Below are 16,677 nucleotides of genomic sequence, written 5' to 3' on the forward strand. Positions count from 1 at the left end.
CTGATGGTGGATTTGAGTATTTAAGAAAGGGTGAAGGGGGGATGTTGGTCCTCCCTTTTTCCTTTGGTGAATAAGGATGGTATCAGGCTGAGGTGCCGGTTTGCTGGAATGTAGGTGTCCAAGTTGCTTGCAGCTCGGGAATTACGACCACTTATCGCGTCACTTGTAGAACAATATTCCGATTGCACTGCGATATTACATATATGAATTGCTTGATATTAAAGTTTTTTCGCGCCAATTGGGAAATTATTCTATTTCCAAGAGGAACAGGCGATGTTTGAGTCATTCGGTTTTGAAAATACCACGCCACAGCAGGCATCTGTTCTGCTTGCCATCATCATCGGTGTGCTATTTGGCATCTTTGGCCAGATCACCAAGTTCTGCTTCCGCCGCTCCCTGATTGGCGACGACCGCGTTTCAGCGGCGGGCGTCTGGTTGACCGCCCTCGCCTTTGCCGTTGTTGGAACGCAGACAGCTGTCTCGATGGGTTGGATCAGTTTCGCCGAGCATCGCTTTATGATCGCAGAGCTGCCGATTGCCGCCATTGTAATTGGTGGTTTGATTTTTGGCGCGGGCATGGTGTTAACCCGTGGCTGTGTGTCCCGTCTGACCATTCTGGCCGGTTCAGGTAACCTGCGTGCCGCGCTGGTCGTCGTTGTCTTTGCCATTGTTGCCCATGCCACGCTGAAAGGCGTGTTGGCCCCTATGCGCGTTGCCTTGGGCCGTATGACCGTCGACATGGGGGAGAACATCAGCCTTGCCGCCCTGCCCGGTGGTGCGTGGCTGTGGACCGCTGTGATTGCCGTGCCTGCGCTGATCTATGCGCTGCGGTCGGGCAATGGTGTTGGCACTTTGATCATGGCCGCCATCATCGGTCTGCTTGCGCCACTGGCGTGGGTCGGGACCGGGTTTATCCTGTTCGACGAATTCGACCCTATTGCGATGGAAAGCCTGTCTTTCACATCTCCCGCTGCCGAGGGCCTGTTTTGGGTCGTTGCAAGCAGCGCGATACCGGCCGGTTTTGGTGTCGGCCTTGTGGGGGGCGTTTTGATTGGGGCGCTGATCGCAAGCCTGAGCTTTGGCGGGTTCGGCTGGCAGAGCTTTGAAAGCCCCGCCCAGACCGGCCGCTATATGGCGGGTGCCGCGCTGATGGGCGTCGGCGGTGTGCTTGCGGGTGGCTGTACCTTGGGCGCGGGCCTGTCTGGTGTCCCTACGCTATCGCTGGCCGCCATTCTTGCGATCGTGATGATCGGCGTTGGCGTCTTGGCCATGAACGCCGTCCTGCGTTCGGCTCCTGCTGGCCGTGTGGCCCACGGCTAACCGTCTATTGGATTTTGCGGCGCAAGCGTCGCAACATTCCCCACACCAACACGACCACAACTGGCACAGCGAGGGCCGTTAAAATGCCCTTGCTGATGCCAAAGGGTTCGGCCAGCGGATAGAGCATATAGCTGGCCAGCGACACGGCGTAATAGCTGATCGCGACCACAGATAGCCCCTCGACCGTGTGCTGCAAGCGCAGTTGCAGGTCAGACCGTTTGTCCATGCTCGCCAATATCTCTTGGTTCTGGGCAGATCGCTCCACATCAACCCGTGTACGCAGCAGTTCTGACGCGCGGATGGCCCGGGCCGCCATGGATTGCAGCCGCGTCTCGGATGATTTGACCGTGCGCATTGCGGGCTCGTAGCGGCGCATCATAAACTCATCAAACCCTTGCCGCGAAATGAATCGCGTCTCGCGCAGGGCAGAAATGCGTTGGTTGACGATGGCCTGATAGGCCTCGGTCGCGCCAAGACGGTAGGAGGTTTCAGCAGACAGGGTTTCAAGCTGCACCGAGATGTCCAGTAGTTTGTGCAAGGTGTCTTCGGCCATCGCATCCGACGCCCGCATCCCCGCCATCAGGTTGTTCAACTGCGTATCCAGATCATTCAACTGGCCACCAAAATCACGCACCTTGGCAAAGCCGAGCATCGACATGGATTTATAGGTTTCAATCTCGCACATCCGCTGGACAATGCGACCCAGACGCCGTTCCCCGGTTTCGGGCGCGGCAAAGACAGCCATGCGCATGTGACCGGCTGAATCGATGCGGAAATCGCTGGCGACGACGGCGGCATCGTCCAGCACATTGGCGACAGCAAGGCTTTCCGGGACGAACCAGTCGCGCAGGGCGTCGGCGACCTGATCGTCGGTTTCAGGCCGATCCACCAACCGCAGCAGGATCGAGGTGATACGTTCAGCATTCAGGCCCCTGCGCCATTCAGCGGGAAAGACATCGAATTCAACGGGGTCAAAGGGGCGATCCCCGATCTGGTCGGAGAACACGGTGTAGGTGACAAATTCGGTGTGCTGTTCCCACTTCAGCGCATATTTCCCCATCGGGCCATAGTAATGGGTGGCGTGTTCCGCAGGCAGCGGCGCGCCGTAGTGTTTCAGCAGCGCCGTGAGATGCTCAAGATCAACGGACCGGTCGCGGGTCGCTGCATCACCGGGGGGCCGCAGCGCGATATAGGCCGCGACTTGCGGCGCGCTGAGCGACGGGAACGGGCGTGCGTGTAATTCGCTGTTGAGCGCATAGCGCAGGGGATGATCCTTGATCGCAGCCATTCCATGTCCTTGTCCGTCAAAACGGTAATTGGGGCCAAGATACAACAATCAGCGGCAAAAGACAGAAAAACATTGAATGGTTCCAGCGCCTTACGGTGTACGATGGAATACCAAGCGGTCCTTCGCATGGCTTTTCCACCATCCACTTACGCCGCCGCCCGTAAGCTTACCGGCAAAGTGACCGCGAAAACCTGCCCCTCGCCAGTCCTATGGACAGATACGAGGGGCGGGCAGTGGTTGATTTGCAGCGCCAAGGTTTACCGAAAGCTGGCGCGCCTAGGGCATGCGCCAAACCCGCAGAGCACGCCCCAGAAAGCTGCCCGAGAACAGCCCCAGCACCACTGAAAGCGCCGCGTGGAACCCCGCATTGGCGTATACTTCGGGCGCGAGATCACGCAAAACGCCCCCTGCGAAGTTCGACCAATAAAGCGTCATGATCACCAGCAGGGTCACGCTCTCTCCTGCAAGGTGGACCGTGCGGCCTGTGCGCGCCAGCACCCACCCTTCTTGCATCCTATGGCCCGCCATGGCCCCCAAAACGGATGCCGCAATGAATATACCCCATACCCAGCCGTTTGCCCCCGTCACATAGATCGAGCGGAGGGAAAGAATGCTCAACAGGGGTAAGGCATAGATCATAAAGACCGGAACCTCCCGGTCACGCCGCGCCCGTAATCCGACAAGCAAGAGCAACACAAAAAGGGGCCAAACCCACAGCGGGGCATCAGTAATCAGGCGGGTCATGTCGAAAGTCCTTTCACGACTGGTTGATGTTAAGAACACCTGACAGCTTGCCCTGTCATTTCCAGCCATGTTGCGCGAACGGCCCGTTGGCTTCGTCAATTTCTGCGCGTGTCATTCACGAAGCGCGAAGAACTGCGTCCCACCGAAGGAGGCGCAGCGGTCAAACGCGAAACGCCCCGTCATTTCTGACGGGGCGTTTCAGATCGGTATCAGCAGGGTCGCAACCCTGCCTAAAGCATCAGTCGATCATCGGCAGCAGCTTGTCCAAGCTGGCCTTGGCATCACCATAGAGCATCCGCGTGTTGTCCTTGAAGAACAGCGGATTTTCGATACCGGAGTAGCCCGTGCCCTGTCCGCGCTTGGACACGATCACGTTCTTGGCCTTCCAGCATTCCAGAACCGGCATACCGGCGATGGGGCTGTTTGGATCGTCTTGTGCCGCAGGGTTCACGATGTCGTTGGACCCGATCACGATGGCAACATCCGTGTTGGGGAAGTCGTCATTGATCTCGTCCATCTCCATCACGATGTCATAGGGCACTTTGGCCTCGGCCAGCAGCACATTCATGTGACCCGGCAAACGCCCCGCAACGGGGTGAATGGCGAAACGCACGTTCTTGCCTTGGGCGCGCAGCTTTTTGACCAGCTCGCTGACCGCTTGCTGTGCTTGGGCAACCGCCATCCCGTAACCGGGGATGATGATGACGCTGTCCGCTTCGTTCAGCATCGTGGCAACGCCGTCAGCCTCGATCGCGACCTGTTCACCTTCAACGGCCATCTGCTCGCCTGCTGGGCCACCAAAGCCGCCCAAGATCACGCTGACAAAAGACCGGTTCATCGCCTTACACATAATGTAAGACAGGATCGCACCCGACGAACCCACCAGCGCGCCCACAACGATCAACAGATCATTGCCAAGGCTAAAGCCGATCGCCGCCGCGGCCCAGCCGGAGTAGCTGTTCAGCATGGACACAACCACCGGCATGTCCGCACCGCCGATGCCCATGATCAGATGGTAGCCAATGAACAAGGCGGCCAGCGTCATCAGGAACAGCGGCAGGAAGCCACCTGTGTTAAAGTACCAGATCAACGTCAGCACAGCGACAGCCGCCGCCGCGATGTTGAGCATGTGACCACCGGGCAGCTTTTCCGCAGTGGAAGACACGCGGCCCGCCAGCTTGCCATAGGCAATGACAGAACCGGTGAAGGTCACCGCACCGATGAATACGCCCAAGAACAGTTCGACCCGCAGAATGCTAAGCTCGACCCCGGACTTCTTGGCGATCAACGCCGCGAAAGTACCCAGTTCTTTGACGTCACCACCATCCGCGATAAAACCACCGACGCGGCCAATTTCGAAATGTGCTATCAGACCGACGAAAACCGCTGCCAGACCCACAAGGCTGTGCATCGCGGCAACCAGTTCGGGCATTTGTGTCATCTGCACCTTGGTGGCCAGTTGATACCCGATGGCACCGCCCCCTGCGATCAGGATGATCGACAAAAGCCAATAGCCAGAGCCCGGCCCGATCAGCGTTGCAGCCACGGCCAAAGCCATACCTACAATACCGTACCACACCGCGCGCTTTGCGCTTTCCTGCCCGCTTAGCCCGCCAAGCGACAAGATAAACAGGATTGCTGCGACAACATAAGCCGCTGTTGTGAAACCAAAATCCATGATCCCTGCCCCCTTAAGATTTCTGGAACATGGCGAGCATGCGCCGTGTCACGAGGAAGCCGCCGAATATGTTGATCCCACACATGAAGACCGACAAAGCCGCCAAAATAATCACCAAGAAAGACCCGGATCCGATTTGCATCAGCGCGCCCAGAATGATGATCGACGAGATCGCATTCGTCACCGCCATCAAAGGTGTGTGCAAGCTGTGCGCCACGCCCCAGATAACTTGGAAACCGATAAACACCGACAGAACAAACACGATAAAGTGCTGCATAAAGCTGGCCGGGGCCACCAGACCAACCGCCAGCAGCAACGCGCCGCCAATGGCCAGCAACGTGACCTGCGATTTGGTCTGCTTTTTAAACGCTGCGGTTTCAGCCGCGCGCTTTTCTTCCGGTGTCAGTTCCTTTACCGGTGCCTTTTTCGGGGCAGCCGCAATCGCTGCCACTTTCGGTGGTGGCGGCGGGAAGGTCACTTCGCTTGCGTGGGCAATGGTCGCACCACGGATCACGTCGTCTTCCATGTTGTGATTGATCACGCCGTCTTTTTCCGGCGTCAGATCGGTCAACAGGTGACGGATGTTGGTCGCATACAGCGTGGACGCCTGCGTCCCCATCCGGCTTGGGAAATCGGTGTACCCGATGATGGTCACGCCGTTATCCGTGACAAACTTTTCGTCCATCTTGGTCAGCTTACAGTTGCCGCCCTTCTCCGCCGCCAGATCGACAATCACCGAACCCGGCTTCATCGCGGCGACCATGTCTTCGGTCCACAGCTCTGGCGCTTCGCGGTTGGGGATCAACGCGGTGGTGATCACGATGTCAACTTCTGGCGCCAATTCGCGGAACTTGGCCAACTGTGCCTCGCGGAACTCCGGCGAAGACACAGACGCATAGCCGCCAGAGGCGGACCCGTCTTGCTGTTCTTCTTCGAAATCAAGGTAGACGAATTCGGCCCCCATGGATTCGACCTGCTCGGCCACTTCGGGCCGCACATCAAACGCATAGGTGATCGCGCCCAAGCTGGTCGCAGTCCCAATCGCGGCAAGACCGGCAACACCGGCACCAACCACCAGAACCTTGGCTGGGGGCACTTTGCCCGCCGCCGTGATCTGACCGGTAAAGAAGCGACCAAAGTTATTGCCCGCCTCGATCACCGCACGGTAGCCCGCGATGTTGGCCATGGACGACAATGCATCCATCTTTTGCGCGCGGCTGATCCGGGGGATCATTTCCATCGCGACAACGGTGGCCCCTTTTTCGGCCGCCGCCTGCATCTTGGCTTCGTCCGCGACAGGGCTAAAGAACGAGATCAGCGTTTGACCGCTGCGCAGTTTCTTCATCTCTGCGTCATCGGGTACGCGCACCTTGGCAACCACATCGGCAGCTTTCCAAAGTGCCGTTGCCGTTTTGACGACCTTTACACCTGCTGCGGTATAGGCCGCATCGTCGAAACCTGATGCCAGACCAGCACCCGTTTCGATCATGCACTCATGACCCAGTTTTTGCAGCTGAAGCGCTGACTCAGGGGTCATCGCAACGCGGCGTTCCCCTTCAAATACTTCCTTTGGCGTCCCGATCTTCAATCCAGAATCCCCCGTGTTGCCGTGTTGCGTCCACCGTGGCGCAACATTATTACGCTGAGCAGTACCGCTTGGGTTCCAATAGTACAAGATGTGGCCCCGGATAGAAGGCCCATTCTGCGCCCCGCTAGCGCTAAAAGCCCGTTTTCTGGGCCCGCGACGTTGCGTGACAAAGCGCCATGGCTTGCGCCTGCCCCACCCTGCCGCCAGCATGGTCGAAATTCAAAGGGAGGACACCATGAACCTAAACGGAAAACACGCATTTATCACAGGCGGCGGCACAGGCATCGGTCTGGCGATTGCCCAAGACCTTGCCGCCAAGGGCGCGCATGTCACCATCACCGGCCGCCGCCAAGAGGTACTGGACGCGGTCGCAGGCCCGAACATGACCGGCATGGCAATGGACGTGCGCAACGAAGAAGACGTGGTCGCCAAGATCTCAGCCGCCGTTGCAGCCCATGGCCCGATCCAGATTTGTATTCCCAACGCAGGCATCGCCGAAGGCAAAGCCGTGCATAAGACCGATATGGAATTCTGGCGCAATATGATGTCGACCAATCTGGACGGCGCGTTCCTAACCATCCGCGAATCGTTGAAATCCATGCGCGAAACCGGTTGGGGCCGCGTGATCGCAATATCCTCGATGGCAGGCTTGCGCGGGTTGCCCGGGGCGGCCGCCTATTCTGCGTCCAAGCACGGCATGATCGGGCTGGTACGGTCGCTGGCCGAGGATTACATGGGCCAACCCTATACATTCAACGCGATTTGCCCCGGATATGTGGACACACCGATCATCACCCGCAACACGGCCTCAATCTCGGAACGCGCTGGAATTTCCGAGGAAAAAGCTCGCGCGATCATGGTGAACTCAAACCCGCACAAGCGTTTGATCGATGTGTCCGAAGTGTCCGCCGCTGCGGCATGGCTGACCGGTCCCGGATCGCAAAGCATCAACGGTCAATGCATCCAGATCACCGGCGGTCATATGTAAAAGGGATTCAGGATTCGTTAACCATTATCCTGCTACGTTTTGGACATGGTTAATTACTCCGCGCTCCCCGCCTGTCTCCTGCGTGCACCCTGTTATTTAAACGGGGCGTGCGCAAGATGACGCTTTGCTTCAAAAGCCGCCGCAAATCCGCCAAATCGGGCAGCCGTGGCGCAGCGTTCCCGCCGCTACAGCGGCCCCATCGAAACCCGCCCGGGTTTGTCTGGCGCTCACGGCGCACATCGGCCGCCCCCGCGCCCCGTCATACATTTGATTTCAGTTTTGGCCAGCGCATGCGCCAAGCCTTAGGCTGACTGCAACAATCCCTGCCGTCTGCCCTCGGCCCACGCCTGCGCCGCCGCGCCAAAGCGCTCGAACAATGGGCGCGAAACCGGATCATTGGCGGCGTCCCATTCAGGATGCCACTGCACAGCAAGGGTAAAGCCGGCAGCCCCCCTGACATAAATCGCCTCAGGCGTCCCATCATCAGCGAAACCGTCGATAACGATCCGTGCGCCCGGTTCCTTGATCCCCTGCCCATGCAATGTGTTGGTCCGCACCTTAGTCGCGCCCAAAACATCGTGGAAAATACCGCCATGGGTAAAGGTCACATCATGGCGCAGCTCGAATTTCTCTTCGATCGTGCCATCAGGGGGCATCCTGTGGTTCATGCGCCCCGGCAAATCACGAATCTCGGGGTATAACGACCCGCCCATCGCGACATTCACCTCTTGAAAACCGCGGCACACGCCGAAAAACGGCTGCCCCCGGTCCACACATCTGCGGATCAGGCCCAATGCAATCGCATCGCGCGCCCGGTCAAAGGTGCCATGCGCCTCGGTCTCGGCCTCTCCGTATTCCTCAGGATGGACATTCGGGCGACCGCCGGTGAACAGAAATCCGTCGCAGGTTTCCAACAATTCATCCACGGACACCAACGCGGGATCACTGGGGATAATCAAGGGCATACAGCCCGACACCTGCGCCACCGCGACAGTGTTCATCGTGCCAGCGGCATGGATTGGGTACTGATCGTTCAAAAGGCTTGTATTGCCAATGATACCGACGACAGGACGTGACATATACAGCTACAGCCTCAAACTAGCGAATAGCGTAAAGCTTAGCGCGTCCTTTGAACGACCTCAACACCCCTTAAAGCCCTATTTTTAGGCTTCCCCCATCAACCCCGCGGCGTCAATTCCGGCCAATCCGGCCTCGACATCATTATCTGATGTGTCGCCCGTGATACCAACCGCGCCAATCACGACACCGCTTTCATCGCGCAACAAAATCCCGCCCGGCACCGGAACAACCGCGCCACCGAAAACACCATTCACCGCTGACATGAAATAGGCCTGCGCCTCGGCCCGCGCCATCTGCGCACGCCCCGCCATGCCCAACATCACCGCGCCGTAAGCCTTGCCATGGGCAATCGCAAAGCGCCCCGGCGCGGCCCCGTCCTCGCGCTCGAACGCCTGCACATGGCCTCCGGCGTCCAAAACAACGACCGACAAGGGTTTGAATCCCATCTCGCGGCCCTTTTTAAACGTCTGCGCGATGATAATCCGCGCCTGCTCCAAGGAAACCATCATCCTAAACCCTTTTCATTTTGCCAATTAAACTCCGGGGAGCGCGAGGGGCTGGCCCCTCGCTCCCGTCCCGTCAACCTTGTGCGGCCTTCAATTCAAGCCGCCGCGCGTGCAGCACAGGCTCGGTATAGCCCGACGGCTGCACACGTCCCTTCATCACCAGATCACAGGCCGCTTTAAACGCAATCCCGTCAAACCCGGGTGCCATAGGGCGGTACAGCGGATCACCCGCATTTTGCCCGTCCACAACGGCCGCCATCTTTTTCAGCCCTGCCATCACCTGATCTTCGGAAATCACCCCGTGATGCAGCCAGTTCGCAAGCGCCTGTGCGGAAATCCGGCAGGTCGCGCGGTCTTCCATCAGACCCACATCATGGATGTCGGGCACTTTGGAACAGCCAACCCCCTGATCGACCCAGCGCACCACATAGCCAAGGATACCTTGGGCGTTGTTTTCAATCTCTTGGTTGATCTCGGCATCTGACAGGTTGCGCCCCGTCAAAACCGGAATGTGCAGTAGCGAGTCCAGCGTCGCACGAGGACTGCCCGCTTTGATCTCTTCTTGGCGCGCCAGCACGTCGACCTGATGGTAATGCATCGCGTGCAAGGTCGCGGCGGTGGGCGATGGCACCCAAGCACAGTTTGCACCGGCTTTGGGGTGGCCGATCTTGGCCTCCATCATGGCTGCCATCATGTCGGGCATGGCCCACATGCCCTTGCCGATCTGCGCCCGGCCCTGCAAGCCGCAGGCCAGCCCGATATCAACATTGCGGTCCTCATAGGCGGCGATCCATTCTGCGTTCTTCATCTCACCTTTGGGCACCATTGGACCTGCCTCCATCGAGGTGTGGATTTCATCGCCGGTCCGGTCCAGGAAACCGGTGTTGATAAACGCCACCCGCGATTTCGCGGCGCGGATACATTCGGCCAAGTTGGCCGAGGTGCGGCGTTCCTCATCCATGATGCCCAGCTTGACGGTGTTGGCGGGCAGACCCAGCGTGTTTTCCACATGGGTGAAAATCTCGTCGGCAAAGGCGACCTCGGCAGGGCCGTGCATCTTGGGTTTGACCACATAGACCGATCCCGCGACCGAATTGCGCATTCCGCCGGTCTTTTGCAGATCATGCATCGCAATCAATGTGGTGATCATCGCATCCATCAGCCCCTCGCCCACTTCCAGACCATCACGGTCCAGCACGGCGGGGTTGGTCATCAGATGGCCCACATTGCGGATCAACATCAGCGACCGCCCTTTGAGGGTCAGCGTCGAACCATCCGGCGCGGTGTATTCGCGGTCGGCGTTCATGGCGCGGGTGACCTGTTGGCCACCCTTTTCAAAGGTCTCTGACAGATCGCCCTTCATCAGGCCCAGCCAATTGCCATAGGCAACGACCTTGTCCTCGGCATCCACGGCGGCAACGCTGTCTTCACAATCCATGATCGTGGACAGCGCGGATTCCATCAGCACGTCCGACACATGGGCAGGGTCAGTATTGCCAATCGCGTGATCCGCGTCGATCTGGACCTCGATATGAAGCCCGTTGTGTTTCAACAAAATCGCTGTCGGCGCATCCGCCGCACCACGGTAGCCCGCAAATTGCGCCGCGTCTTCAAGGGTGCCTGCACCAGACAAGGCCAAAGCACCGTCCGAAACCGTGATCCCTGAAACATCCACCCAAGAGCCCGACGCCAGCGGCGCTGCCTCGTCCAGAAACGCCTTGGCCTTGGCCACAACCCGTGCGCCGCGCGCCGCGTCATAGCCTTTGCCCTGAGGCAGATCGCCCAAGGCATCGGTACCGTAAAACGCATCATACAAGCTGCCCCAGCGAGCATTCGCGGCATTCAGGGCAAAGCGGGCATTGGTGATCGGCACCACCAACTGCGGGCCGGGTACCGACGCGATTTCAGGATCAACGCCAGTGGTATCGATTGAGAACGCGGGCCCCTCCGGCACCAGATACCCGATGTCACGCAGAAACGCGGTATAGCTTTCAGCGTCGTGATCCTGCCCTGCCCGTTCTTTGTGCCACGCGTCGATCTTGGCCTGCATATCTTCTCGTACCTGCAGCAGATCGCGGTTCTTGGGGCCTAGCCCGTGCACCAGATCAGAAAAACCCGCCCAAAATGTATCGGCACTCACACCCGTTCCGGGCAATGCTTGGGTCTCGATAAAGCGGACCAATTCGTCCGCGACCTGCAAGCCGTTCTTATCTGTGCGTTGGGTCATTGAATGCTCCTTGGGTTTCGTCTGCAATCGCTTTTGCAAATTCTTAAGAGGTAACACCCCCTTGGGCAAGCTGTATTGGTAAAATTATATTACCAATCCTGCCCACCGAGCCGACGCGATCCCTAAAACAGTTCGGATCAGGCATAGAAAAGGGCAGGCGCTGTCCCCAGAACCTGCCCTCAAATTGGCACCTAAAACTAAGGCGTTTTAGTTGCTGTCGGTCGCGGTCGTCCCCACCGGATAGGCGGTTGCATCCACGCTCGCGGCACTTGCGTCTTGTTCAACCGCTGTATCCTCGGTCGCCATATCCTCGCGCCCGTTGTCCACAACAAAGAACAGCAGCAACAGCACCATCAGGACGCCAAATATCATGGCCCCTCTGATCCCCAGCAAGGCTGGCTTATGTTGCTTTTCTTGCTTGTCGATATTTGTGTCGGGTGCTGACATGATCATTCTCCGGTTAATGCTTCACATTCCCGCCTTGCGGGTGGGTGGCTGCAGGATTAACGTCCCACCCGAACACTAAGTTCCGACACAAAGGAAAAAGCATGCGCGATGACGCCCCTCAGACGATATACCTAGCCGATTACACGCCTTACGGCTTTGTTATCGACAGTGTCTCGCTGCAATTTGACCTTGACCCGCACATCACCCGGGTCAAAAGCGCCATCGCCTTTCGCCCCAACCCCGATGCCACAGACCGCAGCTTCTTGCTGAACGGGGAAAATCTGAAACTGATCAGCGCAAAAATCGATGGCAAGCCTGTCACCCCCAAATTCACCGCAGAGGGTCTGACCTGCGACGTACCTGATGGGCCGTTTCTATGGGAAGCCGAGGTCGAGATCGACCCGACCGGCAACACCGCGCTTGAGGGGCTTTATATGTCGAACGGCATGTATTGCACGCAATGCGAGGCGGAAGGGTTTCGCAAGATCACCTATTATCCCGACCGCCCCGATGTGATGGCCGTGTTCACCGTCACCGTTAACGGCCCGCATCCGGTACTGCTGTCCAATGGCAACCCGGTCAGCACAGACACCCACAGCGCCCAGTGGCACGACCCATGGCCCAAGCCCGCGTATCTGTTCGCCCTTGTTGCCGGCGATCTGGTGGCGCATCCGGGCAGTTTCACCACCAAATCCGGCCGCGATGTAGCACTTAACCTCTATGTCCGCCCCGGTGACGAAGACAAATGCGCCTTTGGCATGCAAGCGTTGAAGGATTCGATGAAATGGGACGAAGAGGTCTATGGCCGTGAATACGACCTTGATCTGTTCAACATCGTCGCCGTGGATGATTTCAACATGGGTGCGATGGAAAACAAGGGGCTGAACGTCTTCAACTCCTCTGCCGTGCTGGCCTCGCCTGAAACCTCGACCGATATGAATTTCGAACGGATCGAGGCGATCATCGCCCATGAGTATTTCCACAACTGGACCGGCAACCGCATCACCTGCCGTGACTGGTTCCAACTGTGCCTCAAAGAAGGGCTGACCGTTTTCCGCGACAGCCAGTTCACGTCCGACATGCGCTCGGCCCCCGTGAAACGCATCGGTGATGTGATCGATCTGCGCGCCCGCCAGTTTTCCGAAGACCAAGGCCCGCTGGCCCACCCCGTGCGCCCGGCAAGCTTTCAGGAAATCAACAACTTCTACACCGCCACGGTCTATGAAAAAGGGGCCGAAGTCATTAGCATGCTGAAAACGTTGGTCGGCGATCAGGCCTATTCAGACGCGCTTGATCTCTACTTTGACCGCCACGACGGTCAGGCCTGCACGATCGAGGATTGGCTGAAAGTGTTCGAAGACACCACAGGCCGCGACCTCACGCAGTTCAAACGCTGGTATTCCCAAGCTGGCACCCCGCGTCTTTCGGTGTCCGAAGACTGGGATCACGGCAAACTGACGTTGAACTTTAAACAACACACCCCGCCTAGTGCTGCCACGCCAGACCCGCAGCCGCACGTGTTGCCCATCGCCGTTGGGTTGATCGACCAAGACGGCGACGAGGTGGAACCGACTGTGGTGCTGGAAATGACCCAAGCCGAACAAAGCTTTGTCTTTGACAACCTCGGCACCCGCCCCATCACATCCGTGCTGCGCGGCTTTTCCGCACCCGTTGTCCTGACCCAAGACCTAAGCGATGCCGACCGTGCGCATCTGCTGGCCTATGACACCGATCCGTTTAACCGCTGGGAACAGGGCCGCATCTTGGCCCGCAAGTCGCTGATCGCGATGATCCTTGAGGGCAAGAAACCCAACAAGGATTGGCTGAAAGGTATCCGTGCCGTCATCAGTGACGAACATCTTGATCCCGCCTACCGCGCGCTGATGCTGGGCCTGCCCTCGCAATCCGATCTGGCGCGCGCCTTGGCCGAAGACGGCCATACCCCCGACCCCGACATCATCTATGGGGCGGTCGAGGCAACCCGCGACGCAATGGCGAAATCCTATGCCAATCTGGTGCCGACCCTCTATATGCGCCACACAGTGACGGATGCTTACGAACCAAACGCCGCACAATCTGGCAAACGGTCGCTTGCCAATGCGGCCCTGTCCCTGCTGACCCGCACCGACGACGGTGCCATGGCGCAAAAGCAATATGACGCCGCCGATAACATGACCCAGCAGCTTAACGCCTTGGCCAATCTTATCCGCGCGGGCAAAGGCAGCACCGCCCTGCAAGTGTTTGAAGCGCAATGGCGAAAAGACCGTCTGGTGATGGATAAATGGTTCGGCCTGCAAGTCATGGAAGCCGACCCCGAAGATGCGCACGAGGTTGTGGAGACCCTGACCAAACATGCCGATTTCAACTGGAAGAACCCCAACCGCTTCCGGTCGGTACTGGGTGCCTTTGCCGCGCATCACGCTGGGTTCCACCATGCGTCGGGCGCAGGATATCGCTTGCTGGCCGATTGGCTGATCAAGCTTGATCCGGTGAACCCGCAAACCACGGCGCGCATGTGTTCTGCCTTCCAGACATGGAAACGCTATGACGCGGACCGCCAAGCCATGATCAAAACCGAACTCGACCGTATTCTCGCGCAACCAGATCTTTCGCGCGACACCACTGAAATGCTGACCCGTATACGGGGCGCGTAACAGATGTACACTGCCCGCCATAGAACACGTGCATCTGGCGGCAGCACCTAGTGGCCGAGAGCTATACATACCAACGGCAGGGGCGCAGCGCCCCTGCGGTCGCCGTTCTTGTGATTATCTGGGCCGCGCTGCTCTACGCTTGGGTGATGCTTGACGCGGCACTGTTGATCATCGGTATTATCGGGGCCTGCTCCCTACCCGCCTTCTATGATGTGATCGTTAATCCCGCGGCAGGCCTCAGCCTTAGCGAAACAAGCCTCGACTGGTATAGCGGTCGCCGCACCGCACAGATCAGCCTGTCAGAAATCAACCATATCCGCCTTGATACCCGGCTCGATTTTTCAGTCCGTGCGACGGTGATCCTCAACTCGGGCCGGAAACTCCGTATCCCGTTCGAGGCAACACCACCGCACAAGGCCTTTGAGCACGCGCTGAACGCCCGCGACATTAAAACCGAACGCCATCACTTCAGCCTCAGGCAATGACCCCTCGCTTCTCTGGCTCCTAAATATCCTCGCCGAAGGCATCCCGCAGCTGCACCCATAGCAAAGGCCTGCGTTTCATCCGTCCGGCCACTCCAGCCATGTGTTTTTCTGCGTTTTCGGCCGTTTCAAACCTTGCCCGAAATAAGTCAAAATCACACGTTCTAGATGTAAATAAATCTCAGATGAACCTTGGCAAAGCCATGTTTGCGCCCGAATCTCAGACCAGATTGTTCCAATACAAAGCGACCAACAAAGCTTGGCGAACGGGAAATTGGACAATAAATGCTGCAGATCAAGAACTTCTTTAAACGCAAGAACACGTCGTTTACGTCGCAAGACACTGCAGACAGTGCCGCTATGCCTTCCGCGGCGGGCTTTTCGGAGTCGGGTTTTGCTGAAAAAGCAACGCCCGCACCAAGGCGGCCCCGCAGCGCCCGTCAGTCCCCCAGCACAGTCAACCATGACGCGTTCAAGGATATGCTGAAAATCGACTGTCCCAACCCCACCGCGGAGGAAAGCGCGCGCGATGGCTTTCAACAAACCGGGCAACGTCTGGTACGTCAGGAAAACTGGCCCGCGCTGAGTGAAGCCATCCGTAAATACGACCTTGCTGGCACCTTGACCACGGGGTCAATGCCGGTCGCAGATCTGATCGCCTTTGGCGCGCGCGCCGATGTGGTTCTGGCCGCAGAACATGCAATCCGCGAAAGCGACCGCCGCGTCGCCAAGGAAGTGCTGACCGGCATCGAAGCTTTTGAACATGTGCTCGAAGAATATCCAGATGATTATATCGTCGCCTGCATCGTCGCCCAGGCCCATATCGATATCGGCTGGGCGTGGCGTGGCAACGGCTGGGACAAGGATGTACCCAAGCGCAACCGCGACGCTTTTGAGGCGCATCTTGCCCGCGCCGACGATATTATCGAACCGTTTCTGGCGCGCCATGCCAACAGCCCCCTGCTTGCCGCCACCCATTGCGCCCAAGTCAACGGCCCCGCCAACCGCAAGGAACAAGTGGCCGACAAATACGAGCATCTAATCAACCTCAACCCGCTGAACCCCGGCCCGATGCGCGCCATGGGCAATCATCTGTTGCCACGTTGGTTTGGCAGCTATGCCCAGCTAGAGCTTGAGGCGCGGCGCACCGCGGCACGCACCGAACATATTTGGGGGGCCGGCGGTTATACTTGGGTCCAGTTTGACGCCATTTCCTGCGATGACGAAGCCTGCGCAAACCTTGACCTGCCGTTTTTCATCGAAGGGTTGCGCGACATCCTAAGCCGCAATTCGGATGCCTATACCGCCAACCTTCTTGCCGCCTATTGCGCCAATACCATTGGTCAGGGCTTTACCGGAAACGACAAGGCTGACAGCGTGCGGGCCCAGATTGCAGACTGCACCGAATGGATCGTGCGCGAACATCTGACAGAATTGCACCCGATGGTCTGGGCCCATGCGGCGCATGGGTTCGACAACAACCTGCGCATCAGCTCCCCTCGTAAATTTGCAGCGGCCGGTCGCGATGATGCCATGCGCATTATGGCAGGTCTGTTCAAATCCGAAATCGCCGCGGGCAAGCGTATTGTGTTCACTGAAAACGGGCCGCAAGCAAACGCCGTATAGGGCTTGCAGGGGTCTAAGTCGCATAACAACCAATCGCCGCGCCCAACCT

General features: G+C 58.3%; 13 protein-coding genes. 5 read left to right on the top strand and 8 right to left on the bottom strand.

Going from position 1 to position 16,677, the window contains the following annotated elements; all coding sequences use genetic code 11:
• The first annotated feature begins 273 nt into the window (after positions 1-273).
• Positions 274-1,320, top strand: coding sequence for a YeeE/YedE family protein (locus WNY39_RS04705; protein ID WP_342844499.1), 1,047 nt, complete (start codon positions 274-276; stop codon positions 1,318-1,320).
• Positions 1,321-1,324: 4 nt separating this feature from the next.
• Here the strand turns inward: WNY39_RS04705 and WNY39_RS04710 are convergent, their stop codons facing one another.
• The 4 genes from WNY39_RS04710 to WNY39_RS04725 form a co-directional block, all read right to left on the bottom strand.
• Positions 1,325-2,608, bottom strand: coding sequence for a DUF3422 domain-containing protein (locus WNY39_RS04710; protein WP_342844500.1), 1,284 nt, complete (start codon positions 2,606-2,608; stop codon positions 1,325-1,327).
• A 276-nt stretch (positions 2,609-2,884) separates the two neighbouring features.
• Positions 2,885-3,352 carry a hypothetical protein gene (locus WNY39_RS04715; protein WP_342844501.1) on the bottom strand — a complete coding sequence of 156 codons (468 nt, stop codon included), beginning with the start codon at positions 3,350-3,352 and terminating at the stop codon, positions 2,885-2,887.
• 238 nt (positions 3,353-3,590) lie between these two features.
• On the bottom strand, positions 3,591-5,030 hold the full coding sequence (locus WNY39_RS04720; protein ID WP_342844502.1) for an NAD(P)(+) transhydrogenase (Re/Si-specific) subunit beta: 1,440 nt from the start codon (positions 5,028-5,030) through the stop codon (positions 3,591-3,593).
• Positions 5,031-5,043: 13 nt separating this feature from the next.
• Positions 5,044-6,618 (bottom strand): Re/Si-specific NAD(P)(+) transhydrogenase subunit alpha, encoded by a 1,575-nt coding sequence (locus WNY39_RS04725; protein WP_342844503.1) that lies wholly within the window; start codon positions 6,616-6,618, stop codon positions 5,044-5,046.
• A 235-nt stretch (positions 6,619-6,853) separates the two neighbouring features.
• On the opposite strand from WNY39_RS04725, the gene WNY39_RS04730 reads away from it, so the two are divergent.
• Positions 6,854-7,606 (top strand): SDR family oxidoreductase, encoded by a 753-nt coding sequence (locus WNY39_RS04730; protein ID WP_342844504.1) that lies wholly within the window; start codon positions 6,854-6,856, stop codon positions 7,604-7,606.
• Between the two features lie 302 nt (positions 7,607-7,908).
• Here the strand turns inward: WNY39_RS04730 and WNY39_RS04735 are convergent, their stop codons facing one another.
• The 4 genes from WNY39_RS04735 to WNY39_RS04750 form a co-directional block, all read right to left on the bottom strand.
• Positions 7,909-8,685 carry a gamma-glutamyl-gamma-aminobutyrate hydrolase family protein gene (locus WNY39_RS04735; protein ID WP_341234332.1) on the bottom strand — a complete coding sequence of 259 codons (777 nt, stop codon included), beginning with the start codon at positions 8,683-8,685 and terminating at the stop codon, positions 7,909-7,911.
• A gap of 84 nt (positions 8,686-8,769) precedes the next feature.
• A complete protein-coding gene (locus tag WNY39_RS04740; RefSeq protein ID WP_342844505.1) occupies positions 8,770-9,195 on the bottom strand; it encodes a heme-binding protein in 426 nt (141 codons plus the stop codon).
• 70 nt (positions 9,196-9,265) lie between these two features.
• Positions 9,266-11,419 carry a malate synthase G gene (locus tag WNY39_RS04745; protein ID WP_342844507.1) on the bottom strand — a complete coding sequence of 718 codons (2,154 nt, stop codon included), beginning with the start codon at positions 11,417-11,419 and terminating at the stop codon, positions 9,266-9,268.
• A 207-nt stretch (positions 11,420-11,626) separates the two neighbouring features.
• Complete coding sequence (locus tag WNY39_RS04750; RefSeq protein WP_342844509.1) at positions 11,627-11,866, bottom strand: hypothetical protein; 240 nt, start codon at positions 11,864-11,866, stop codon at positions 11,627-11,629.
• A gap of 101 nt (positions 11,867-11,967) precedes the next feature.
• Here WNY39_RS04750 and pepN point away from each other — a divergent pair, with 101 nt between their 5' ends.
• From pepN to WNY39_RS04765, 3 genes are all read left to right on the top strand, one after another.
• Positions 11,968-14,520, top strand: a complete 2,553-nt coding sequence (pepN, locus tag WNY39_RS04755) for an aminopeptidase N (protein ID WP_342844511.1) — start codon at positions 11,968-11,970, stop codon at positions 14,518-14,520.
• A 50-nt stretch (positions 14,521-14,570) separates the two neighbouring features.
• Positions 14,571-15,005 (top strand): hypothetical protein, encoded by a 435-nt coding sequence (locus WNY39_RS04760; RefSeq protein WP_342844513.1) that lies wholly within the window; start codon positions 14,571-14,573, stop codon positions 15,003-15,005.
• Positions 15,006-15,287: 282 nt separating this feature from the next.
• On the top strand, positions 15,288-16,628 hold the full coding sequence (locus WNY39_RS04765) for a hypothetical protein (protein WP_342844515.1): 1,341 nt from the start codon (positions 15,288-15,290) through the stop codon (positions 16,626-16,628).
• Positions 16,629-16,677: the final 49 nt, after the last annotated feature.

It is taken from the genome of Sulfitobacter sp. AS59 (assembly GCF_038899995.1).
GTDB lineage: Bacteria > Pseudomonadota > Alphaproteobacteria > Rhodobacterales > Rhodobacteraceae > Sulfitobacter.

Coding starts and splice junctions, on each gene's coding strand:
- WNY39_RS04705 (WP_342844499.1), top strand. CDS start 274: ATGTTTGAGTCATTCGGTTTTGAAAATACCACGCCACAGCAGGCATCT.
- WNY39_RS04765 (WP_342844515.1), top strand. CDS start 15,288: ATGCTGCAGATCAAGAACTTCTTTAAACGCAAGAACACGTCGTTTACG.
- WNY39_RS04710 (WP_342844500.1), bottom strand. CDS start 2,608: ATGGCTGCGATCAAGGATCATCCCCTGCGCTATGCGCTCAACAGCGAA.
- WNY39_RS04740 (WP_342844505.1), bottom strand. CDS start 9,195: ATGATGGTTTCCTTGGAGCAGGCGCGGATTATCATCGCGCAGACGTTT.
- WNY39_RS04730 (WP_342844504.1), top strand. CDS start 6,854: ATGAACCTAAACGGAAAACACGCATTTATCACAGGCGGCGGCACAGGC.
- WNY39_RS04750 (WP_342844509.1), bottom strand. CDS start 11,866: ATGTCAGCACCCGACACAAATATCGACAAGCAAGAAAAGCAACATAAG.
- WNY39_RS04735 (WP_341234332.1), bottom strand. CDS start 8,685: ATGTCACGTCCTGTCGTCGGTATCATTGGCAATACAAGCCTTTTGAAC.
- WNY39_RS04715 (WP_342844501.1), bottom strand. CDS start 3,352: ATGACCCGCCTGATTACTGATGCCCCGCTGTGGGTTTGGCCCCTTTTT.
- pepN (WP_342844511.1), top strand. CDS start 11,968: ATGCGCGATGACGCCCCTCAGACGATATACCTAGCCGATTACACGCCT.
- WNY39_RS04720 (WP_342844502.1), bottom strand. CDS start 5,030: ATGGATTTTGGTTTCACAACAGCGGCTTATGTTGTCGCAGCAATCCTG.
- WNY39_RS04745 (WP_342844507.1), bottom strand. CDS start 11,419: ATGACCCAACGCACAGATAAGAACGGCTTGCAGGTCGCGGACGAATTG.